The sequence below is a fragment of the Paenibacillus hunanensis genome, assembly GCF_014645615.1.
GTDB lineage: Bacteria > Bacillota > Bacilli > Paenibacillales > Paenibacillaceae > Saccharibacillus > Saccharibacillus hunanensis.
The window spans coordinates 383,219-405,813 of the sequence record NZ_BMMB01000008.1 but is presented as its reverse complement, the minus strand read 5'-3'; the positions used below and the strand labels follow the sequence as shown (position 1 = coordinate 405,813).

Here is a 22,595-nt window from a genome sequence, read left to right as displayed (position 1 = left end):
TGTTTGACGTGCTCATTTTGTTGCTGGCGAGAACATTGCTGTTCTCTATATTTGAAGAACAAAGTTCTTCACTCACTCGTTGTTCAGTTTTCAAAGATCAAACTCTTTCGTTGCTGTTCAGTGTCTCTCGCAGCAACTCTTATATCTTATCATTTTCTTTCTTTTCTGTCAACAATTTTTTTTGAAGTTTTTTTCAACCGTTTATTGGTTGTAAACTTAAAAGTTGTTAAGTCAGAAGCTTTATTTCGTTCTTTTATATTACCCAAGAACCAAAACCAGCTTTTTTCTCTTTGTTATCACTCGTTCGTGACAACTTTTATACTATATCATGCCCTCAGATATTTGGCAAGCATTTTTTTATAATTAATTTTCGAATATGTATTTACTCAAATCAACCTTCGAAATTGCCCTCATGTAGTCGGTCATCCTTCGGCACTGCTATCGTTATATTTTTAGTAATATCATGCCTACCCTTTTAACATGATAGCTGCAATACAAAGGATTCACAGAAGGACATGACATGACATGATTAACTGTTTTATCATGGATTATAGGTATGGATCATATATTAGGCCGCTTTGTAAAAATAAAGACAGTAGCTGTAGAAACGAACCCATAGCATCATGCTATGCTGGTTCTGATCCAAGCTCTGTCTTTATATAATTCAATCCACTGTATGGTCACTCTTAGCTCTTAGCTCTTAGCTCTTAGCTCTTAGCTCTTAGCTCTTAGCTCTTAGCTCTTAGCTCTTAGCTCTTAGCTCTTAGCTCTTAGCTCTTAGCTCTTGCCAAATTGTACTCATAGCATGGGTAAGAGCCAAGAACTCTTACCTGACAGCCGAGTGCTTGAATTTCTTCCATCGCTGCCTTGATCAGTACGGAATCCTGTGAGGCCAGTACATCGATATAGAAATAGTAATTACCCAGCTTCTTCTTGGTTGGGCGCGATTCAATACGAGAGAGGTTGAGCTTGCGCCATGAGAAGGCAGCCAGCACCTGATGAAGTGCACCGGCAAAGTTCTCAGACAGCGTAATTAGCATACTCGTCTTCATATGATCGGCTTCTTTTTTGACGGTGATGGGGCGATTACCGATCAGAACAAACCGAGTATGGTTATTGTCGTGATCTGTAATACGGTCAGCGAGTATGTCCAGGCCGTATTTTTGTGCTCCCAATGAAGTACCAATCGCTGCGAGTCCTTGACCTGGGTTCTGGCTAACCATCTGCACCGCTTCAGCCGTACTACCGACATGCTCCAGCTCTGCTTCTGGCAATGTACTTCGAATAAATTGATGACATTGCGCCATCGCTACGGGATGAGACAATACTTTACGAATGCGGCTATAGTCCAGATTGCTTTCTGGACTCACAAAAGAAGGGTCTTCTCCATCAGCAATCAATTCACTGCGTCTGCCGATCAGATTTTGAATCGATGGATACACCCACTCCAATTGCATCGGAATATCCACTTCATGTACAAGCCAATCCATATGCAGGGTTACGGAGCCTTCAATCGTGTTTTCGATTGGAATCACGCTATAATCTGTCTTTCCTTGAGCAGTAGATAGAAAGACATCGGCAATCATCTTATGATGTACAATCTCGATCGGTTGATCGCCCAGGATATGGAGTAGTGCTTCATGAGATACGGAGCCAGACGGTAAGGCAGCAATACGAATCATAAACGAACTTCTCCTTTGACAATATCCATAAATGAATAGGTTTCGGTATCGTAGTAGTATACAACGCCCTCAGTTACAGGTTCAAGCCATAATGTACTGGCTGTAATCCCCTGCGCCTTCATTGTATCAATCAAATATCCTTCTAGTTGGTCCTTCTGCGCCGAATGACGATCTACAAATGCGATCATTGTAGGGCCTGCACCACTAAGTGCAATGCCCAGTGCGCCATGATCAGTCGCCTGCTCCAAAATCTGCTCCATTCCCGGTACAAGAGTCGCACGATACGGCTGATGCAGACGATCCTGCATCGCTTCACGAATCAAATGCAGCTTGCCTGAAAATAGTGCCGCGACTAGCAGAGAGCTACGACTAATATTATAGATCGCATCGGCCATGGATAGCTGGGCTGGCAATACTTCGCGTGCTTTGGTAGTAGACAATTGGAAATCAGGAATAATCACCAGCGCTTGTAGCTCTGTTGGCGGTGTAATTCGCAAACAGTTTGCCTGCTGACCATCCCATGTCGCTACTACAATTCCACCATAGAGAGATGCACCCACATTATCAGGATGCTTTTCAAAGGAGGTCGCCATATTCAGCAGCTCTTCATCAGGAAGCGCATGTCCGGTTAAGGCATTTGCTGCGGCTAAGGCACCGATGAGTGCTGATGCGCTACTACCTAATCCCCGAGTGAGCGGAATATCCGAATACATGGTAATTTCGAGCTCCGGCATCGATACGTTTGCTTTACGGAAAACAGCCTGTGCCATTTTATAAATTAGATTCGTTTTATCCGTAGGGATGCCATATAGCTGGTCACCTAGCAATATGATACGAGTCTGCTCTGCTTCTTTCATCTCAATCCAGGAGTACAAGCCGAGTGCCATACCAAGTGTATCAAAGCCAGGTCCTAGATTGGCAGTACTCGCTGGAACAGCAACACGAACTGCTTTACGAGGTGTATATACTTTTTGCAAACCTTCATTCGTCATCATCACTACATTGCTCCTTTAAATATCTTCGACCCGATAGATACTCTTGATGCGCTGAATCACATCGAGATTCTCGAAATGCTGCAATACCCGGTCAAAGCTGGCTTTGCTCGCACGGTGGGTAATGATCACAATCTCTGCATCCGGATTAGTCGCATTGGGCTGCTGAACAACGGATGCCAAGCTTACATTATACTCGGCAAATACCTGAGTGATCTGAGCAAGCACCCCTGCTTTATCATCGACGTGTAGCAGGATAAAGTTTTTGTACATAACCTGATCATCAGATTGAAGCTTCTTCGTCTTATAGGGCACGATCGCCTTTAGTCCATTGACACCTAGCTTGAGATTTTTGATCACAGCGATCAGATCAGCTACAACCGATGTCGCTGTCGGCAATTCACCTGCACCTGCTCCATAGAACATCGTCTCTCCTACGGATTCACCATGCACGTATACGGCATTGAATACTCCGTTGACCGAAGCAAGTGGGTGATTTTTCCGGATCATGGTTGGCTGCACGCTGATCGTAATATGATCATTTTGACTTGTAGCGATACCGAGCAGTTTCATTTCATAGCCTAGATTTTTGGCATAGTTAATGTCTTCCTTCGTAATCGAAGAAATCCCCTGTACCGTTACATCGGACAGCTCCACGTTCGTACGGAAACCCAGCGTACCGAGAATCGCCATTTTACGTGCTGCATCCAGACCTTCCACATCACTTGTCGGATCGGACTCCGCATAGCCAAGCTCCTGTGCTTCCTTCAGCACATCGGCGTACGAGGCACCTTCCTGACTCATTTTGCTCAAAATATAGTTGGTCGTACCGTTGACGATCCCCATAATTTTCACAATACGGTCAGAGGAAAAGCCTTCAATCAACGTACGAATGATCGGAATACCACCCGCAACACTTGCTTCATAAAATACATCACACTGCTTTTCCTGCGCCTTCGCCAGAATTGCACTGCCGTGTAGTGCCATCAGATCTTTATTCGCCGTAACGACATGCTTACCGCGCTCTAATGCTTCTAGAATATATTCACGTGTCGAATCAATACCGCCCATTACTTCAACGATTACGTCAATGTCTGGATCGCGGATCACTTCCCACGGATCCGTTGTCAAACAAGCTGGATCAATATCGATGTTACGCGCCTTATCGATGCTACGTACAGCAATCTTCTCAATCGTAATCGGTGAACCTACCTGACTGCTCAAGTCTTCCTGGTTTCCCTGTACGATACGTACTACGCCCGTTCCTACTGTACCTAATCCTAATAAGCCTACTTTTACTGGTTTCATCTTGCCCTTCCCCTCCTGAGACGATTTCTGCTCATTTGTTGTCTGCTCTGTTATATACGGGATACCATGCTTCCATCCATTGTATAGTAGTCCGCGACAGTCTGCATCAGCCTTGACCAATAATATGAATATGCCGTACACCAGCTACATTTTGCATCGCTTCTACCATCGTATCCAGATCCTCAGTCAAACGCGTCGTCTCTACGGACAGAACAACGTTCGCTCTTCCCTGCAAAGGGATACTCTGATGAATGGTTAGTACGTTTCCTCCATATTCAGCCATCAAGCCCAGCACATGAGACAAAATGCCAGAACGGTGATCCAGATCAAAGGAGACGGTAATGATTCGATCCTTTTCCAAACGGTTAAGCGGATGAATTCCGTCCTTGTATTTATAAAAAGCACTACGGCTGAGACCAATCTTTTCGACTGCTTCATTGATCGTGCGTGTATCGCCGGAAGCTAGAAGCTCCTTCACACGCATCGTCTTCAGCACTGCCTCAGGTAAAATATCTTCACGCACAAGATAGTATTTTTCTTTCACAGCGTCCTCTCCTCAAAGACTCATGTTTTCGTATAGTGGACATTATAAAGTAACTGTCCATGTCAGGCAACCACTTTTTCCTTGATAAGGCTTACATTGTAGCTGAAGTAAGGCAAGCGGTATATCTGGCGGTATATAAAATAAAAAGCACGATCTCTGCGTTACAGTGTGAAGAAGGTCTATTCTTCAACCTGTTATTACAGAATATCGTGCTTTTTAGTAATATAATTCGCTATAGCTAATCAAGCGACTATATATTTAATCTATCGCGTCATCGCCAAGTTGACACTAACATAACGGATCACAGCAAGTAAGCCAAATCTCACTCATGATCTTAGAAATACATGCTAATCGACTTAGAAATAGCTGCTTCCTTCAACGAACTCAAATTCCAGCTCGCCAATTCGAACGACTGTGCCGTCTTTGGCACCGCGTTTACGCAGCTCGTTGTCGACGCCCATATGACGCATCGTACGACCCAGCTTCATAATCGCATCCTCGGAGTTCAGCTGCATACGTTTCATGAGGTTTTCGATCTTCTTGCTCTCCACCACGAAGATTTCGTTCTCGCGGTAGATTTTGAAACCCTCGTCTTCTTCTTTTTCCAAACGATATACTTTACGCTCAGCAACCTGCTGAACCTCTTCAACAGCAACAGCCTCAGGCATTTGATCCAGTTGATCCGCCGCTTTGTAGAGCAGCTCCTGAATACCCTGACGTGTTAATGAAGAAATCGGAATGATCTGGATATCCGGTCTTACTTCAAGCACCTGGCGAGTGAACTCCTCCAGATTTTGCTGTGCTTCTTCCATATCCATTTTGTTAGCTGCTACAATCTGAGGACGCTTTTCCAGCTCCGCACTGTACAGCTTCAGCTCTTCATTGATTTTCACCCAATCCTCAAATGGATCGCGTCCTTCCGAGCCAGATACATCTACCACGTGAATGATAACGCGTGTACGTTCAACGTGACGCAAAAACTCATGACCCAGACCGATGCCTTCATGAGCACCCTCAATCAGACCTGGCAGATCCGCCATAACAAAGCTGCGATCATCGCCTACAGCCACTACACCCAGGTTTGGCGTAATCGTTGTAAAATGATATGCACCGATCTTTGGTTCTGCTGCGGATACAACAGACAGCAGTGTCGATTTGCCGACGCTTGGGAAACCAACCAGACCCACATCAGCCATGACTTTCAGCTCAAGCACAATGTTACGCTCCTGGCCTTCTTCACCATTTTCAGCCAGATAAGGCGCTGGGTTCGCAGGGGTAGAGAAACGAGTATTTCCGCGTCCTCCACGTCCTCCTTTTGCAACGACAATCTCCTGATTGTGGCGCGTCAGGTCAGCCAGCACTTCGCCGCTATCCTCATCAATAATAACGGTACCTGGTGGGATACGAACGATTGTGTCGTCTGCACCTGCACCATGCTGGTTTTTCGTACGTCCTTTTTCACCGCGTTGTCCCTTGAAGTGACGCTGATAACGGAAATCCATCAGCGTACGCAGACCTTCATCTACACGGAAAATGACATCGCCGCCGCGACCACCGTCACCACCTGCTGGTCCTCCGTTTGGAACGTATTTCTCACGACGAAATGAGATCGTTCCGTTACCGCCGTCGCCGCCTTTTACAAAAATCTTCGCTTTATCTACAAACATAATTGCACCTCTATTTTCAAAATACTTTCCCTATTCGCTAAGGGAACCCTACTATTCTATATGCAGTGTAATCGATGACGGATCTTCCTCTAATCGAGAAGCCCGCATATCTGTCGACTGCACATAACGATTCACTTCAAGCCATAGTGTCTCCGCATCAGGATACTCACCCTCTGGCTCGAAAATCACTTCCATGCCATCATCGCTACTACGAATCATAATAAACAGTGTGGGGCATTCACCCCAGGACGATCCTCCATATTGTTCATAAGCGGAGATCGTCTGCTGCATCACTCGGGTCAACGCCTCACTCTGTTCCGGCGTAAGCCGTGCGGCGAGCGTCATTCCATCCTCGATCTCCAATTCTAGCTTAATGTTACGATTAACGGCTGTAAATGTCTGCAAATAAAATATGAGCTGTGGAATTCCCAAGCGAGAAACACGGCTATCCGCATTCATTTGCTCCTTAATACGTTCGATATTTTCAACGAGTCGTTCACGATTACCTAGCTGAACATAGCCATATAACAGCTGTAAATCATTCATCCAATCATGACGATGATGACTGAATGCTTCAATGGCTGTCTCATAAAGCTGCTCCAGATTAGCAGATGACTCTGCTGGGGTAGCCACAGAAAGGGATGCCGTTGAGGCTTCCTCGTTCTTGATCCGAGCTGCCAACCGCTCTAACCGATGCTGCTCTGCCAGTTCACCATGTACCATTTTCAAACCAAGCCAGTAGACGAGTGCGATCCATAATCCCAGCAAAATAAAAGCAGGGAGCGTATTCCAGCGATATGCTGCTGCTAATGGTAAAATAATCGTTCCGGCAAGCACAGCCGGACGCCAGCCAAAATGCTTCATCGTTTCGCTCCAATCGTTAAGTGCTTATTCTCAACACTAAGTATAACACAACCCACGATTTGTCAAACGAGGAAAACGAAGGAGATTACTACGAATCTCATCTCCACCCTACACTAGATAGAGCTTCCATAAATACAACAAGCCTCCGGCACTGACACGTACCGGAGGCTTGCTCATCCTATCCGAAGAAAGGATTATTGTTCGATTGCTGCTGCTACTGGAGCAACGTCAACCGGGTAGACGCTCACTTTTTTGCGGTCACGGCCCCAACGTTCGAATTTCACGACGCCGTCAACTTTTGCAAACAATGTGTCGTCTTTGCCGATGCCCACGTTTGTTCCTGGGTGGATTTTAGTACCGCGTTGACGGTACAGGATGTTGCCACCAAGTACGAATTGACCATCTGCACGTTTTGCTCCCAGACGTTTGGAGTGGGAATCACGACCGTTCTTCGTGGAACCTACACCCTTCTTCGAAGCGAACAATTGCAAATTAAGCTTCAACATGTTGTCTACCTCCTTTTTTCCGTTAATGTAACTTGCTTTATTTTGATATACTCACCGTAAGACTCTTCGATAGTTACAAGCATAACCTGCATTGATTCCAGTAACAATTGAATCTTCTCATGCGGCGCATCCTCTGAAAGATTCCGCAATCGCGCACTTAAAAATCCATCCTTCATCTTCGACTTCATCACTATACCGGTCAGAGATTCAATCGAGTTCACCGCTCCAACCGTAATGGCAGAAACAGCTGCACATACAATATCTTCTCCAGGATCCGCATAGCCTGCATGTCCACGTGATGAAAAACCTTGAATTGTCCCATCCTCAAGCCGTTCTATACGCACGATAATCAATTACCGCACCTTCTTACGCCTGGATTTTCTCGATAGTCACTTTAGTATAAGGTTGACGATGACCTTGTTTTTTGTGGTAGTTTTTCTTAGGCTTGTATTTGTAAACTACAATTTTGTGCCCTTTACCGTGTTTTTCAACTTTCGCTGTTACGGTTGCGCCTTCTACCAGTGGCAGACCTGTTACCAGACCGTCCTCTTTGGATACCGCCAGAACGCGGTCAAAAGTTACGCTTTCGCCGTCAGTAGCTTCCAGTTTCTCGATGAACAATACGTCGCCTTCTTGCACTTTGTATTGTTTACCACCTGTTTCGATAATTGCGTACATTCTCTTGCACCTCCTCATGTCTCAGACTCGCCTAATGCAGGTGTCTGTTATGTAAACATAACAAAACTTATAACCCGATCGGAGCGGTTACAGCATGTGAGGGAGTTATATCCGACACATACCAAATGATTGTAGCACAGCCATCTCAATAAATCAATCCCTAATCCATGATGCAATTTTCCCGGTACCATGACAGACGGAACAGGTCTGATAAGCAAAGCTAGCAGTTTCCTCACGAGCCTTTTTCCGTGTCATTTCCAGTAGTCCAAGCCTTGTCCAGCCTACGATGTGAGCTTTGGTGCGATCCTGTATAAGCACCTTCTCCAGCGCTTCAATAACAAGTCTGCGATTACTGTCCTGATCCATATCGATAAAATCAATAATGATAATACCGCCTGTATCGCGTAACCGTAGCAGGCGAGCAATCTCCTGAGCAGCCGCTATATTCGTCTGTGTAACCGTCTCCTCTAGTGTAGCTCCACCTGTGAACTTACCGGTGTTCACATCCACCACCGTTAATGCCTCGGTCTGATCCCATACGATATAGCTGCCACCTTCCAGCCAGATACGGCGTTGAAAATCATGATACAGCTTCTCTTCTACACCAAAGCGCTGCAAAATCGGCTCGGAATCACGGTATAGCTCAACCTGTGCTGCTTCCTTAGTAGAAGTAATGCCTGATAAAAACTGCTTTACACGCTCCATGCATGCAGTATCATCGGTAATAAATTGATCTTCCTCCGGATGAAATACATCGCGCAGCATTCGCTCTACTAGCCCGAGATCACGATGCAGCTCTGCTGGCGGACGCTGACGCTCAGCTCGAACAACAATTTGCTTCCACAGACCACGCAGCATCAGCAAATCACTAGCTATGGCGTCGTCATGCTCCCCTTCAGCAACCGTTCGCAAAATCAGTCCTTCTTCGTCCTGACGTAGCTTCTCACCAAGATGTCGCAATCGCGTCCGCTCCTGATCGGTGCTTACTTTTTTCGATACTGCAATATAATCCGCATAGGGCATATAAACGAGCCAGCGACCTGGCAAGGAATAATGCGTGGTTAGCTTGGCGCCTTTACTACCAGATGGCTCCTTAGTTACCTGTACGATCAGCTCCTGACCCGGATGAATCAGCTCTGCGATATTCGGCTTCACGCTGGGCTGCTTATCCATATGCGGGTGTAGCACATCATCAATATATAAAAAGCCATTTTTCTTCTGTCCAATATCTACAAATGCCGCCTGAATGCCAGGCAGTACATTCATCACTTTGCCTTTATAAAAATTACCGGCGATTCCTTTGCCAGATGAACGCTCCGAAGCGAATTCTACCAGTTCACCTTTATCCAATAATGCCATCCGTGTTTCATTAGGATCACAGCTCACGATCATTTGCTTCATCAGGATAGTTCACCTCTATCTTCTCAGGCTGTGTTCACATGCTAGGCTAGCCAATATTAAGCAAGAATCGGAAGGATACACGACATGTGCTCAAACAACAATGTCGTCGATCTGTCCCCTTACAGACGACAGTTGTCTCCTTTTACAATAGACGACCAGCGTGTATAAAAGGTTTCAATGAAAACAAGGCTAACACGTGCAGCTACCGGTTCGCAGACGCATAATTATTATATAAATGTATAAAAAAACAGCCGGCTTGGCAGCCGACTGTTCAGTTAACTTTTTGCGTAACGCTATACCGTTGCTATGACACAGCTTGCACCGCGCTACTATGCATTTGTATACACGCTACTCTACTTCATACTTTTCCTGATAAATCTTGATGCTGAGCACTAGCCCGATACTGAACATATTCAGCAACAACGATGTACCACCGTAGCTGATGAACGGAAGTGTAATCCCCGTGATCGGCATCAGACCAATCATCATCCCCACGTTCTCAAAAATCTGGAACACGAACATGCTGACGACCCCGACGATGATATACGAGCCTCGTCGATCATAGCATTGTAGTGCTATCAGAATCATCCGATAAATGAGCAGGAAGTATAGCATTAGTAAGATCGATGCACCAACAAAGCCAAACTCCTCCCCGATTACGACAAAGATCGAATCGGAATACGGGTAAGGGACGAATTTATTGTTTTTCAACTGCCCTTGCATGTAGCCATCACCGAACAGGCCACCTGAGCCTACCGCGATTTTCGCATAGCTGGACTGGTGCTTCGCATCATCCGATGCCTGACTTGGATCAACAAAGGTATTGATCCGCTCGTACCAGTGATACTTGTTATGTGAATAGAGATAGTCATGAATTTGCTGATTAAAGCTTGTAAACAGCACCATGACGAGCACTAATGCACCGATAACCGCTCCAAGCCCGATAATAACATGCGTATACTTTGTATTACCGATCCAGAGCATACCGACGAGAATGATCAGATAGATGATTGCATTCCCAAGGTCAGGCTGAATGAGAACGAGTAAAAACGGTATAAATACGACAAATCCGGTTGGCAGCAAATCCGAGCGAAACCGTAGCGGGTCACCGTCACGTTTACCGAGCAGATAGGCTGTTGATAAAATGACGACGATCTTTACCATTTCAGCAGGCTGGAATTGAAAGCCCGGGAAATTGTACCAGGACTTCGCACCATTAATCTCTGCTCCAAGTGGATACAGCAGCAGCAAGGATAGCAAGCCTACTCCATACCAGTACCAATGCTTACGCAGCAAAAGACGATAATCAAAAATGCTCGTTGCAAACAAAACGACAAACCCAACAATGTAAAAGATTAACGTACGTCCATCATAACCCGCAAACTTTGGATCTGGTGCAATCGCACTGCGTACAAGCAATGTGCTAAATACCATGAACACACCGAGCAGAGCAACAATTCCCCAATCCAGCTTTTTAAACTTGTTAAGCAAAATCCATCAACCCATTCCAAAAAACTTCTTAAAGCGAGAAAAGGCACTTTTCTTCTGATCCATGGGCATGAGTGGAACCGTGTCGCCCAAAATACGACGAGCGATATTACGGTACGCAATGGCAGCTTTGGAGTCAGGGTTCATTACGGTCGGCTCTCCAGAATTGGCAGCCTTAATGACCAGTTCATCATCAGGTACGACGCCAAGCAGGTCGATATTCAGCACCTGCAACACTTCATCAATGTCCAGCATATCTCCCGACTTCACCATGCTATGACGAATGCGATTCACGATTAGCTTGGGTGAGGTAATATGGGAGCTTTCCAGCAAACCAATCACGCGGTCAGCATCACGCACCGAAGCGTTCTCCGGTGTTGTCATGACGATCGCCTGATCAGCTCCAGCAATTGCATTTTTGAAGCCCTGCTCGATCCCAGCAGGACAATCAATTAAAATATATTCAAAATCTTTCTTTAATTCTTCGATAATTTCTTTGACCTGCTCTGGTGAAACGGCATTTTTATCTTTGGTCTGTGCAGCAGGCAGCATATACAGCTCATCAAAGCGCTTGTCTTTAACAAGTGCTTGATTGAGCCGACAACGGCCATCGGCAACGTCACACAGATCATAGATGATCCGGTTTTCCAGGCCCATCACGACATCGAGATTACGCAGGCCGATATCGGTATCAACCAGGCACACCTTTTTGCCGAGCAGCGCGAGCGCGGTACCTATATTTGCGGAAGTGGTTGTCTTTCCGACTCCGCCTTTGCCTGAAGTGACGACAATAGCCTCTCCCATGTACTACACCCCTTTAAACACATTAAAATCCCGACCTAGCCGAGCGATATTTGCCATTTTATCAATCTTCATCACACCATCCTGTAAATACGCAAATTCCATATGGGATTCACGATTCTCGCCTTCATCCGGCGGACGGCTGATCAGATCGGCAATACGCAGCTGTGTCGGTGAAAAGAATGAAGCAGCGATAACCGCATCCTCATTGCCGTTAATACCGGCATGCGCCATTCCACGCAGAGCTCCGAGGATGTAAATGTCATCTGTGCTCGTAATTGTACCTCCTGCATTCACATCACCCAGAAACAATACAGGCCCTTCATGCTGAAGCACCTGACCGGATCGCACCATACCCGTTACGATTTGAACGCGATTACGATCATAAATCTCAGGCTCTGGCTCTGCTAGTGCAGGCTCTTCAAAGGAGCGAACCAGCAAATTACCCTTCTGACTTAAAATGTCGAGCAAAATATCCTTCTGCTCTTCCGTCAATTCTCGTTCACCTGTACGAATATCCACATGCACAAGTGGCCCGGTCAAAATATTCTGATGTGTATGCTCCAGCTTGAAGCGAAGATCGGTGACCAGGTCTTCAAAATCACATGTATCATCAAATTGGAATGTTAATCCATCTTTTATCCCTTTAATCGTTACAAAGCGTGAAGCTCTTACAGCCATTCATCGCTCACCCCCACCTACTATCAGTTCGTGCTGACGGCGGGAAATCCTGCCTGAACCAATAATTAAGACCGCGACCTATAAGGCCACGGCCGCTACGCACGCGCCTATTCCTCTTCGGCAGCGCGTCTGCGCAGCTTTGCAACCTCTTCGAGCTGACGGCGCACAGGCACACAAATGATAAGTGCAAACACAAAATGCAGCAGCAGATTCGGGAACATATAATGTCCGAGTGCCCACGCATAAGGCTCACGCGTCAATCCGAATACGAGATAGATACCGTACAGCAAATGATCCAGCAGCAGGCTGCCGATCAGAACGACTGTCATCATCAGCGGATACGGGGCTTTGGTGGATTGAAAGAGTAGTCCAAGCACATAAGCCGACAACCCCATCGCAAATGCATAAGCCCCGATCATATCACCGTAAAAGACTACATCGTGCAGCAAGCCGAAGATTAAGCCGAGCACAAGTGCAGTATGACGATGATAATAGATCGAAACAAACAAAATCAAAATGTACGCCAGATGTGGAATCAGACGTCCATGCATCGCATCTGGAATAAGCCAGGGCACGATTGTGCCCTCCCAGATAAAGACGAAGAATAACAGCAGCAGCAACACAATACGGCGCACCATTATTCCTGCGCCTCCTTCGTATAAACGACAAACACTTCTTTCCAATCCTTGAAGTCTGCCGAAGGATCAATCGTAGCTGTGTTAGTTAGACCGAAGTCACCCACCTGACGGCTGACGACCTTACCGATGATCATGCCGCGTGGGAACAAGCCACCACTACCGGAGGATACGATCGTATCGCCAACGGCGAGCGGATCATTTTCCTTGATCTGCGTCATTGTGAGCATACCTGTCGCCTTGTCATAGCTCTCTACCATACCGAACGATTCGTTCTCTTTGCCGACTGCGGTTGCAGCAATCGCCTTGGAGTTCGGATCGAGTGGATCCAGTGTAGTTAGCAGCTTAACCGTCGCATGGTAATTGCTCGTCTGACTTACGATACCGACCATACCTTGCAGCGAGATGACCGGCATATCTTTACGCACGCCATCCTTGCTACCCAGATCGATCACAATCGTACCGGTATCTTCATCATTGTCCACACTGGTTACGTTAGCAATGTGTAGATCAAATTTGTTTTGAGCGAGCTGACTTTGTGTAAACTTCAGCTGCTCCTTATAGCGTTCATTCTCCTGCACCAGACGGCTATAGTTGGCTTGCTGCATCATGTATTGTGCAGCCGTCAGCTTTAATTGCTGATTCTCCTCATATACTCCGTTCAGGTCGCTGATATCTTCAAAGAAGCCCGCTATGTAAGAAGCGGGCTTGTAAAATACACCTTGCACAAAACCGACGGTATCCCGGGTGAATTTCTCCGGCCAGGATATCGAGCCGCGGTTGGTCAACGTATATCCCATTAACGCGATGAATAAAATCAGTCCTACCAGCAGGATAAACAGTTTCTTGTTACCCAGCAGCTTAAACAGTTTCAACACCCTCTTAATTAACGGTTATTCTTCCCTGATAGGGGTTGACCATAATGGCCGTAAATTATCGTTTGGAACGGACGGCCGAGCTGCTGCGAGCTTTCAACATGTCGATATTTTCAAGCGCTTTACCTGTACCGATCGCTACGCAATCCAGCGGATTCTCAGCGACGATAACCGGCATGCCTGTTTCACCTGCAAGCAGCTTGTCCAGGTTACGCAGCAATGCGCCGCCACCTGTCAATACAATACCACGATCCATAATGTCGGCTGCCAGTTCTGGCGGACATTTTTCCAGTGTAACTTTGACCGCTTCTACAATTGCAGTAACCGTATCAGACAGCGCTTCTGCAATTTCGTCAGAGGTAATGGTCAGTGTTTTTGGCAGACCTGTTACGAGGTCACGACCGCGAATCTCAAGTGTTTCCACTTTCTCAAATGGAGTGGCAGAGCCAATGTCCATTTTGAGTTGCTCGGCTGTACGCTCACCGATCATCAGGTTGTACTGACGCTTGATGTACTGGATAATCGCTTCATCCATTTCATCACCAGCTACACGCACAGAGCGGCTTGTTACGATACCGCCAAGGGAGATTACCGCAACCTCGGTTGTACCGCCACCGATGTCAACGACCATGCTACCTGTCGGTTCCCATACTGGCAGGTCTGCACCAATTGCTGCTGCAAACGGCTCTTCGATCGTGTACGCTTCACGCGCACCAGCTTGCTTGGTTGCATCCTCAACAGCACGTTGTTCCACAGCTGTAATGCCGGAAGGCACACAAACCATTACGTATGGATGTTGCGGGAACATCGAACGCTGCTTTTGAGCTTGACGAATGAAATATTTGATCATCGTCGCTGTTGTATCGAAGTCAGCGATAACGCCATCCTTCATCGGACGAATCGCACGAATGTTACCTGGTGTACGACCGATCATTTTTTTAGCAGACTCACCAACAGCTTCAATCGTATTCGTATCGGTACGAATGGCTACAACCGAAGGCTCCCTAACAATAATTCCTTTTCCTTTTGCATATACGAGTGTATTCGCGGTTCCGAGGTCAATCCCCAGATATTTTGTAAAGCTCCCAAACATAACTTTTAACTCCCTTTCCTCTGAATCTCGACTATTATATTACATTAGGCCCTGTTCCTTCAAACTTACGAATCTTGTGTCCCCGATTACGAGATGATCCAGCACTTCAATACCGATCAATTGTCCCGCTTCCACGAGTCTACGAGTTAGTGCAACATCCTCCGGGCTTGGCGTTGGATCACCACTTGGATGATTGTGCGCACAAATCACGGATGCGCTGCTGCATTTGATCGCAGCACGAAATACTTCACGTGGATGAACAATCGACGCATTCAGACTGCCCATCGATAACGTTTCCTGGGAAATAATATGATTCTTCGTGTTGAGAAATAGGCATACAAAATGTTCTTTTTGCAAATAACGCATCTGTTCCATTAGAAAATCTGCCGCATCCTTCGGCGAGCGTACAATACGTGCTTCCTCGCGTCCAGTACGGGCAATCCGTCTTCCCAGCTCAATACCAGCCTTGATCTGAATCGCTTTGGCAGTACCGATGCCACGTATGGCGGTCAGCTCCTCAATGCTCATATCGACCAATTGACGTATACTACCGACCTGCTGCAAAATGCGCGCAGCGAGATGAACAGCAGACTCGTCCCTCGTACCGGTTCGAAGCAAAATCGCCAGCAGCTCGGCGTGACTTAGCGATTCCTCCCCATAGCTCATCATACGCTCACGCGGACGATCTTCAAGGGGAATATCGCGCAAAAGATATTGTGGCGACTCCATGCGCGGCCCTCTTCTCTTTAAGGAATCAAGCTTCAAGTACAGATACGCCAAATTCCTCCAGCATATCGCTTAATACAGGTACAGGCAATCCGACCACAGTGAAATAACAGCCTTCAATCCGCTCAACCAGGGTAGAACCTAATCCTTGAATAGCATACGATCCCGCTTTGTCGGCAGGCTCCCCACTACGCACGTAAGCGTTGATTCGCTCAGGCGTAAGAGACTTCATATGTACGGCGGTACGACTGTATTCAGTACGTGTATGTCCAGTTGCTGCGTCTACACAGGCAATGCCTGTATATACATGATGCGTCCGACCTTGAAGCGTCTTCAGCATGTCTGCGGAATCGGCTTCATTCACTGGCTTACCAAAAATTCGCCCATCCAGCACGACAATCGTATCGCTACCGATAATCAGCGCATCCTGCCAGCGTTCAAGCGCCTGTTGCCGTACGGCTTCTGCCTTACGTACAGCAAGCTCTGTCACCACCTGCTGGGGTGACCACTCGGATGGAACGGATTCGTCCGCATCGCTGGGCAATACCTCAAACTCCAATTGCAAAGAGGCCATCAATTCCTTTCTCCTTGGAGACGCGGACGCCAGTACAATCGTGCGACGTGAAGATTGTCTGCTCATAAGAAAGGCCCTCTCCTTTTACCATGTCAGTAAGTTATTCAAGCATTCATGCTTCATCTGTCATCAGAGCTTACGATACAGCCAGATTGAGACAATAACGCCAATCAGACTGAGCAGGCTCATTTTCAAATGAAGATCGATATTGTAACGAATAATGTTCAAATTCGCACTGGGAGACCAATCGATTGTCGTCGATTTGGTCAAAAAAGATAACATCGTTACGGGTTCCAGCAATGTAGACACCCACGTGCCTAGCAGCCAGCCAAGCAACAAAAATAAAATCAACGTTCCTGCATTCTTTTTCATACGAGGATTCCCCTGCCTTTAATTTGACACCACATTATTATACGTTGATTCCAGCGGCAATACAAACAAAAAAGAAAGCTGGCACTTATAAGTGAATACGCAGTGAAAAAGACTGCCAGACGACAGTCTTTTTCGCATATCCGTTCCTATTGTGCATATATCAGCTGATGAATAGCTGATCGATCCGTAACAAATCAATCGATCGTTTCTGTGGATTGCAGCTGATCAGCGAGTGATTTGGCTACTTTCCAGATGTCACCTGCACCCATCGTAATGATCAGATCGCCCGATGTCATACGGGTAGACAGATCATTGATCACGGTCTGCTTATCCGCCACATAGACGGCATTTTCATTGCTATGCTTGCGGATCAAATCGACCAGCACCGATGAGTGTACACCCTCGATCTGCTTTTCACCTGCTGGCGCGTAAATATCCGTAATGATTACTTCATCCGCTTCGCTAAAGGCACGGCTGAATTCATCCAGTAAGAAATACGTACGTGAATAACGCTGTGGCTGGAAAATTGCAATAATGCGCTTGCCCGTCGCACGCGCTGCCTGCAAGGTCACTTCAATCTCTGTCGGATGGTGAGCATAGTCGTCCACGATCAAAATATCGCGCGCTTCGCCCAGCACCTGAAAGCGGCGCTTTGCCCCCTGAAAGCGTACAATCGCTGCCGCTGCTTCGGTAAAGGAAAGTCCAGTTTGCAAACAAGCGATAATCGTTGCCATCGCATTGTACACATTGTGAATACCAGGTACAGATAGATGTACCGTACCAAGCTGCTCTCCCCCATGATGCATGACAAATGAAATGCGACGATCGCCAGGCTCGATATCAGTTGCTGTATAATCCGCATTCTCGTCTATACCGAATGTGATCGTATCGCCTTCGATATTCGGCAGCAGCTCACGGATATTTTCGTCATCTGCATTAACGATCGCTTTACCACCCGGCTGCAATTGACTCAAAAATTGCACATAGGCTGCCTTGATATTAGCAAAATCGCCATCATAGTTTTCCAGATGATCGGCTTCAATATTGGTTACAACGGCAATTGCTGGATGATATTGCAGGAATGTACCGTCACTCTCATCCGCTTCGGCAACGACATAGTCGCTTTTACCCGCCTTGGCATTGGTGCCCAGATTGACGATCTCACCGCCAATAATATAGGTCGGATCGGTTGCACATTCTTCCAGTACGAGTGCAATCATCGAAGATGTTGTTGTTTTACCATGTGCGCCTGCAACAGCGACACCCTTACGTTCATTAAGCAGACGTGCTAGCATTTCCGAGCGATGCAGCACGGGAATGTTCAGCTTGCGTGCTTCAACGAGCTCTACATCATCCTGCGCTACAGCAGAGGAATAGACGAGCAGGTCTGCACCATGCACCATTTCCGGCGAATGCCCAATATGCACCTCTGCCCCTTGTTGCTGTAGCTTTTGCGCCAGTGCACTCATCGCTACATCGGAACCGGTAACTTTATATCCCATTTCCAACAGCACCTTGGCGATCGCGCTCATGCCGTATCCACCAATACCGATAAAATGTATATGTTGTGTTTTATTCATCATGTCTCACCAGCCCTTTTCAGAATCGGTTTGATGCAAAAGAGTCGCTCTTACATCTGAAATTAAATACAGTGTTCCGGTAACGACCCCTAGATCTTCCCGTTCTGTCTGCGACTGTAGCAGCTCGATTGCCTGCTTCCAGTCGGGTTCTACTGTAATTTGTACGTGTGTTCTGCCCATGTCTGCTGCCAGACGGCGCACCAGAACCGCCAGCTCCTCAGCCGACATTTTACGGCGGAAATCCGGCTCCGTCAAAATAATACTGTCTGCAATGGACAGCAGCTGGCGGAACACCGGCTCATGCTGTTTATTTTCAAGCATTCCGGCAAGGAAATGCAATTTGTTATAGGTATACGTCTGCGGAATGCTCTTCACGAGCGATGCAGCACCTTCAGGATTATGCGCACCGTCCAGCACGATATGCGGCTCGGTTCGTACCGTTTCCAGTCGTCCTGCCCAGAAAGTATGACGAAAGCCTTGCTGTAGTGGTTCATCATCCAGCACAAACGCCATATACTGACGCAGCACCTCCAATGTCATCATCGCTAGTCCAGCATTGGCACATTGATGCTCACCCTGCATACCAATCTCCAGCTCCATTTCACGAAACGGGCCTTCAAAACGGAAACGCTGGCTATGCTCATCACCGGATACGCGAGTCGCACGATAATCACGATTTGCCAAATACATACGGCTACGGCATTGGTCTGCGCGCCCAGCCATAACCTCGATGACTTCAGGTTGATCTACACTGGTAACGACAGGAACACCTGGCTTAATAATGCCCGCCTTTTCGAACGCAATCTTCTCCAGTGTATCGCCAAGAATGTCAGTATGATCGTAGCCTACATTCGTAATCACCGATACGACGGGATGCACAATATTGGTCACATCCATACGTCCACCAAGACCGGTTTCCCAGACGACAACATCAGGATAGCATACTTCTGCATAATACAGAATTGCCAGTGCCGTTGCCACCTCGAACATCGTTGGTGAACCAAGCTCGGTTGAGGCAATCTCTTCAACTAGCGGCTTCAAACGATTGGATAGCTGAAGCAGTGTCTCCTCCTCGATATCCTGCCCATTGTACTGAAACCGATTCGTAAACTTCGTAATATACGGTGAAGTGAATGTGCCTACATCATATCCGCAAGAGAGTAACGCACTTGTCAGAAAAGCGCAAGTACTGCCTTTACCATTCGTACCTGCGACATGGACAAACTTCAGTCTGCGATGCGGATGACCGAGCAGCTCCATCAGCCGCTCGATCCGCTCCAGCCCCGGTCTGATACCAAATGGAATCAGTCCATTAATCCATTCCACTGCCTCATCATACGTATGTAGAGGGGCAAGCTGCCCCTCCGCAGAATCATATGTCATCGTCATCACCCTTAACCTTTCAGTTCGGCAATACGGGCAAGAACCTTGTCACGCTTGTCGGAATAGTCAGCCTGCTTGGCGCGTTCTTCCTCGATGACTTTGGCTGGTGCTTTGGATACGAAGCCTTGATTGGACAGCTTCTTCTCCACGCGCTCCACTTCGCTGTTCAGCGTCGCCACTTCTTTTTCCAGACGAGCGATTTCCTGACTAATATCGAGCAGACCTGCCAGTGGCAAGTACAGCTCTACACCTGTAACAACCGCAGACATCGCTTTATCCGGTGCTGCAATATCGAGTCCTGCTGCATATTCAGATGTGTTACAGAAGCGACGGATATAGTGCTCGTTCGACGAGATAATATCCAGAATACGCTGATCGCCTGCTTTTACAAGTAATTCGATCTTTTTGCTCATCGGTACGTTCACTTCAGCACGGATGTTACGAACCGAGCGAATGATCTCGATCAGCAGTGTCATTTCTTCTTCTGCTGCTTTATTTTCCAATGCTGGATCGAAGGTTGGCCATGCTGCCAGTGTAACGGTATTACCTTCGTGCGGCAGATGCTGCCAGATTTCCTCCGAAATAAACGGCATAAATGGATGGATCATGCGCATCGTGCGATCCAGTACATAGGCGAGTACGGATTGCGTCGTTTTCTTCGCTGCTGCATCTTCTCCGTACAGAGACAGCTTGGCAATCTCGATATACCAGTCACACAGATCATCCCAGATGAAGTTGTACAGCAAACGTCCGGTTTCGCCAAATTCATAGGAATCGATCAGACGCGTAATATCGCGTGCTGTTTCATTCAAGCGATGCAAAATCCAGCGATCCGCAGTGCTCAAGTTGCCGGACAGATCGATATCTTCAAAGGTGAAGCCTTCCATGTTCATCAATGCAAAACGGGAGGCATTCCAAATTTTATTCGCAAAGTTACGGGATTGCTCTACACGCTCCCAGCGGAAACGAAGATCCTGTCCTGGTGTGCTGCCCGTCGAAATCATATAACGCATTGCATCCGCGCCATATTGCTCGATCACGTCGAGCGGATCCACACCGTTGCCCAGCGACTTGGACATCTTCTGACCATCAGCTGCACGAACGAGACCATGCATGAGTACATCCTTAAACGGAATCTGATCGGTAAACTCCAATCCGGTAAAGATCATACGCGCAACCCAGAAATAGATAATGTCATAGCCAGTTACGAGCAGATCGGTCGGATAGTAGCGTTTTAGGTCTTCCGTTTGATCTGGCCAGCCTAGTGTGGAGAACGGCCACAGCGCAGAGCTGAACCATGTATCCAGTACGTCATCATCCTGGCGCAGCGTTTTGCCTGCATGCTCTGGCAAGCCTGTTGGGTCTTCAGCCGAAACGATAATTTCGCCAGTTTCCTCACAGTACCATGCCGGGATACGATGTCCCCACCAGAGCTGGCGGGAAATACACCAGTCACGTACATTTTCGATCCAGTTCAGATAGGTTTTCTCAAAACGATCCGGTACAAAGTTCGTACCATTGCCACTGCGTTGTGCTTCGATCGCTTTATCTGCCAGTGGTTTCATTTTAACGAACCATTGGGTGGACAGATACGGCTCAACTACAGCGCCTGTACGCTCGCTATGACCTACCTGATGCAGGTGATCTTCGATTTTGATCAATACGCCAGCTTCTTGCAGGTCTTTTACGAGCTGCTTACGTGCATCGCTGCGATCCATGCCCTGATATTTATCCGCATTTTCGTTCATGATTCCGCCTTCGTCCATCACAACGATCTGTTCCAGATCATGACGTTGACCCATTTCGAAGTCGTTTGGATCGTGCGCAGGTGTGATCTTCACCGCACCACTACCAAATTCGCGATCTACATAATCGTCAGCAATAATCGGAATCTCACGGCCCGTAATTGGCAATACGAGCATTTTGCCGATCATGTCGCTATAACGCTCATCCTTCGGATGAACAGCAACCGCTGCATCGCCCAGCATCGTTTCCGGACGGGTCGTTGCTACGACAATAGAGCCACTGCCGTCTTTGAGCGGATACTCCAGATGATACAGATGACCGTTCACTTCTTTGTATTCAACCTCAATATCGGACAGAGCAGTACGCGCCTGCGGATCCCAGTTGATGATGCGTTTGCCGCGGTAGATCAGCCCTTTTTCATATAGGGTTACGAAGACGTGGCGAACCGCTTTGGACAGACCTTCATCCAGCGTAAAACGCTCACGGGAATAGTCCAGCGAGAAGCCCATTTTCGCCCATTGCTCATGGATCGTCTCGGCGTATTTATCCTTCCATTCCCATACCTTCTCCAAAAACTTCTCGCGTCCCAGATCATGACGTGTGATGCCTTCGGCACGCAGATTTTGCTCAACCTTGGTCTGTGTCGCAATCCCTGCATGGTCAGAGCCTGGCAGCCAGAGTGCGTCATAGCCCTGCATACGTTTCGTACGAATCATAATATCTTGCAGGGTGAAATCAAGCGCATGACCGATATGCAGCATACCGGTTACGTTTGGCGGTGGAATTACGATCGTGTATGGTGTAGCATCCGGGCGCTGACCCGCTTTGAAAAACTCATTTTCCATCCAGTAATCGTACCATTTGCGTTCGGCCGCTTTCGGGTCGTACGTCGTTGGCATCGAGGTTGTTGCTGTGTTGTTCATCTCTGTCATGCAGATCCCTCCATCAAGTTTCGATCTTTAGTATTGGACAAGCGTGTATTCATACCCTTTCGGCGCA

At 47.2% G+C, this 22,595-nt stretch carries 22 protein-coding genes and 1 other annotated feature; all 22 genes read right to left on the bottom strand.

All coding sequences use genetic code 11. The annotated features are described in order from the left end of the window. Positions 1-770 precede the first annotated feature (770 nt). Positions 771-1,682, bottom strand: coding sequence for a prephenate dehydratase (gene pheA / locus IEX62_RS18985; protein ID WP_188777163.1), 912 nt, complete (start codon positions 1,680-1,682; stop codon positions 771-773). Further along, complete coding sequence (gene thrB / locus IEX62_RS18980) at positions 1,679-2,677, bottom strand: homoserine kinase (RefSeq protein WP_188777161.1); 999 nt, start codon at positions 2,675-2,677, stop codon at positions 1,679-1,681. The genes pheA and thrB overlap by 4 nt, the downstream gene beginning before the upstream one ends. Before the next feature lie 15 nt (positions 2,678-2,692). Beyond that, positions 2,693-3,982, bottom strand: a complete 1,290-nt coding sequence (locus IEX62_RS18975; RefSeq protein ID WP_188777159.1) for a homoserine dehydrogenase — start codon at positions 3,980-3,982, stop codon at positions 2,693-2,695. A 106-nt stretch (positions 3,983-4,088) separates the two neighbouring features. Beyond that, the gene (locus tag IEX62_RS18970) at positions 4,089-4,526 is read right to left on the bottom strand and encodes an ACT domain-containing protein (protein ID WP_188777156.1); all 438 of its coding nucleotides are present in this window, start codon (positions 4,524-4,526) and stop codon (positions 4,089-4,091) included. Positions 4,527-4,882: 356 nt separating this feature from the next. Continuing rightward, positions 4,883-6,193 carry a GTPase ObgE gene (gene obgE / locus IEX62_RS18965; protein WP_188777154.1) on the bottom strand — a complete coding sequence of 437 codons (1,311 nt, stop codon included), beginning with the start codon at positions 6,191-6,193 and terminating at the stop codon, positions 4,883-4,885. A gap of 51 nt (positions 6,194-6,244) precedes the next feature. Beyond that, complete coding sequence (locus IEX62_RS18960) at positions 6,245-7,057, bottom strand: Spo0B domain-containing protein (protein ID WP_229685928.1); 813 nt, start codon at positions 7,055-7,057, stop codon at positions 6,245-6,247. Positions 7,058-7,251: 194 nt separating this feature from the next. Further along, positions 7,252-7,563, bottom strand: a complete 312-nt coding sequence (gene rpmA / locus IEX62_RS18955; protein WP_188777152.1) for a 50S ribosomal protein L27 — start codon at positions 7,561-7,563, stop codon at positions 7,252-7,254. Between the two features lie 5 nt (positions 7,564-7,568). Further along, a complete protein-coding gene (locus tag IEX62_RS18950) occupies positions 7,569-7,916 on the bottom strand; it encodes a ribosomal-processing cysteine protease Prp (RefSeq protein WP_188777149.1) in 348 nt (115 codons plus the stop codon). A gap of 13 nt (positions 7,917-7,929) precedes the next feature. After that, entirely contained in the window at positions 7,930-8,241 is a 312-nt protein-coding gene (rplU, locus tag IEX62_RS18945; RefSeq protein ID WP_188777147.1) for a 50S ribosomal protein L21, read from the bottom strand. A gap of 13 nt (positions 8,242-8,254) precedes the next feature. Continuing rightward, positions 8,255-8,340, bottom strand: a sequence feature (ribosomal protein L21 leader region). A 54-nt stretch (positions 8,341-8,394) separates the two neighbouring features. Then, positions 8,395-9,642 carry an Rne/Rng family ribonuclease gene (locus tag IEX62_RS18940; RefSeq protein ID WP_188777144.1) on the bottom strand — a complete coding sequence of 416 codons (1,248 nt, stop codon included), beginning with the start codon at positions 9,640-9,642 and terminating at the stop codon, positions 8,395-8,397. A 348-nt stretch (positions 9,643-9,990) separates the two neighbouring features. Then, positions 9,991-11,133 carry an FtsW/RodA/SpoVE family cell cycle protein gene (locus IEX62_RS18935; protein ID WP_188777142.1) on the bottom strand — a complete coding sequence of 381 codons (1,143 nt, stop codon included), beginning with the start codon at positions 11,131-11,133 and terminating at the stop codon, positions 9,991-9,993. 6 nt (positions 11,134-11,139) lie between these two features. After that, the gene (minD, locus tag IEX62_RS18930; protein WP_188777141.1) at positions 11,140-11,934 is read right to left on the bottom strand and encodes a septum site-determining protein MinD; all 795 of its coding nucleotides are present in this window, start codon (positions 11,932-11,934) and stop codon (positions 11,140-11,142) included. Positions 11,935-11,937: 3 nt separating this feature from the next. Continuing rightward, a complete protein-coding gene (minC, locus tag IEX62_RS18925) occupies positions 11,938-12,612 on the bottom strand; it encodes a septum site-determining protein MinC (RefSeq protein WP_188777139.1) in 675 nt (224 codons plus the stop codon). 107 nt (positions 12,613-12,719) lie between these two features. Continuing rightward, positions 12,720-13,250, bottom strand: a complete 531-nt coding sequence (gene mreD, locus IEX62_RS18920) for a rod shape-determining protein MreD (protein ID WP_284446301.1) — start codon at positions 13,248-13,250, stop codon at positions 12,720-12,722. Beyond that, positions 13,250-14,125, bottom strand: a complete 876-nt coding sequence (gene mreC / locus IEX62_RS18915; RefSeq protein WP_188777137.1) for a rod shape-determining protein MreC — start codon at positions 14,123-14,125, stop codon at positions 13,250-13,252. Before mreC ends, mreD begins: the two co-directional genes overlap by 1 nt. 55 nt (positions 14,126-14,180) lie before the next feature. Then, entirely contained in the window at positions 14,181-15,215 is a 1,035-nt protein-coding gene (locus IEX62_RS18910) for a rod shape-determining protein (RefSeq protein ID WP_188777135.1), read from the bottom strand. A gap of 39 nt (positions 15,216-15,254) precedes the next feature. After that, positions 15,255-15,944, bottom strand: a complete 690-nt coding sequence (gene radC / locus IEX62_RS18905; protein ID WP_188777133.1) for a RadC family protein — start codon at positions 15,942-15,944, stop codon at positions 15,255-15,257. Between the two features lie 25 nt (positions 15,945-15,969). After that, positions 15,970-16,581, bottom strand: coding sequence for a Maf family protein (locus IEX62_RS18900; protein ID WP_188777131.1), 612 nt, complete (start codon positions 16,579-16,581; stop codon positions 15,970-15,972). A gap of 63 nt (positions 16,582-16,644) precedes the next feature. Then, positions 16,645-16,887, bottom strand: a complete 243-nt coding sequence (locus IEX62_RS18895; protein WP_188777129.1) for a DUF4321 domain-containing protein — start codon at positions 16,885-16,887, stop codon at positions 16,645-16,647. Between the two features lie 194 nt (positions 16,888-17,081). Beyond that, the gene (gene murC, locus IEX62_RS18890) at positions 17,082-18,467 is read right to left on the bottom strand and encodes a UDP-N-acetylmuramate--L-alanine ligase (RefSeq protein WP_188777226.1); all 1,386 of its coding nucleotides are present in this window, start codon (positions 18,465-18,467) and stop codon (positions 17,082-17,084) included. Positions 18,468-18,473: 6 nt separating this feature from the next. After that, positions 18,474-19,850, bottom strand: a complete 1,377-nt coding sequence (locus IEX62_RS18885) for a bifunctional folylpolyglutamate synthase/dihydrofolate synthase (protein ID WP_188777127.1) — start codon at positions 19,848-19,850, stop codon at positions 18,474-18,476. Between the two features lie 11 nt (positions 19,851-19,861). Further along, on the bottom strand, positions 19,862-22,528 hold the full coding sequence (locus IEX62_RS18880; RefSeq protein WP_308422660.1) for a valine--tRNA ligase: 2,667 nt from the start codon (positions 22,526-22,528) through the stop codon (positions 19,862-19,864). Positions 22,529-22,595 lie beyond the last annotated feature (67 nt).

Coding starts and splice junctions, on each gene's coding strand:
- pheA (WP_188777163.1), bottom strand. CDS start 1,682: ATGATTCGTATTGCTGCCTTACCGTCTGGCTCCGTATCTCATGAAGCA.
- thrB (WP_188777161.1), bottom strand. CDS start 2,677: ATGATGACGAATGAAGGTTTGCAAAAAGTATATACACCTCGTAAAGCA.
- IEX62_RS18975 (WP_188777159.1), bottom strand. CDS start 3,982: ATGAAACCAGTAAAAGTAGGCTTATTAGGATTAGGTACAGTAGGAACG.
- obgE (WP_188777154.1), bottom strand. CDS start 6,193: ATGTTTGTAGATAAAGCGAAGATTTTTGTAAAAGGCGGCGACGGCGGT.
- IEX62_RS18960 (WP_229685928.1), bottom strand. CDS start 7,057: ATGAAGCATTTTGGCTGGCGTCCGGCTGTGCTTGCCGGAACGATTATT.
- rpmA (WP_188777152.1), bottom strand. CDS start 7,563: ATGTTGAAGCTTAATTTGCAATTGTTCGCTTCGAAGAAGGGTGTAGGT.
- rplU (WP_188777147.1), bottom strand. CDS start 8,241: ATGTACGCAATTATCGAAACAGGTGGTAAACAATACAAAGTGCAAGAA.
- IEX62_RS18940 (WP_188777144.1), bottom strand. CDS start 9,642: ATGAAGCAAATGATCGTGAGCTGTGATCCTAATGAAACACGGATGGCA.
- minD (WP_188777141.1), bottom strand. CDS start 11,934: ATGGGAGAGGCTATTGTCGTCACTTCAGGCAAAGGCGGAGTCGGAAAG.
- minC (WP_188777139.1), bottom strand. CDS start 12,612: ATGGCTGTAAGAGCTTCACGCTTTGTAACGATTAAAGGGATAAAAGAT.
- mreD (WP_284446301.1), bottom strand. CDS start 13,250: ATGGTGCGCCGTATTGTGTTGCTGCTGCTGTTATTCTTCGTCTTTATC.
- IEX62_RS18910 (WP_188777135.1), bottom strand. CDS start 15,215: ATGTTTGGGAGCTTTACAAAATATCTGGGGATTGACCTCGGAACCGCG.
- radC (WP_188777133.1), bottom strand. CDS start 15,944: ATGGAGTCGCCACAATATCTTTTGCGCGATATTCCCCTTGAAGATCGT.
- IEX62_RS18900 (WP_188777131.1), bottom strand. CDS start 16,581: ATGAGCAGACAATCTTCACGTCGCACGATTGTACTGGCGTCCGCGTCT.
- IEX62_RS18895 (WP_188777129.1), bottom strand. CDS start 16,887: ATGAAAAAGAATGCAGGAACGTTGATTTTATTTTTGTTGCTTGGCTGG.
- murC (WP_188777226.1), bottom strand. CDS start 18,467: ATGAATAAAACACAACATATACATTTTATCGGTATTGGTGGATACGGC.
- IEX62_RS18885 (WP_188777127.1), bottom strand. CDS start 19,850: ATGACATATGATTCTGCGGAGGGGCAGCTTGCCCCTCTACATACGTAT.
- IEX62_RS18880 (WP_308422660.1), bottom strand. CDS start 22,528: ATGACAGAGATGAACAACACAGCAACAACCTCGATGCCAACGACGTAC.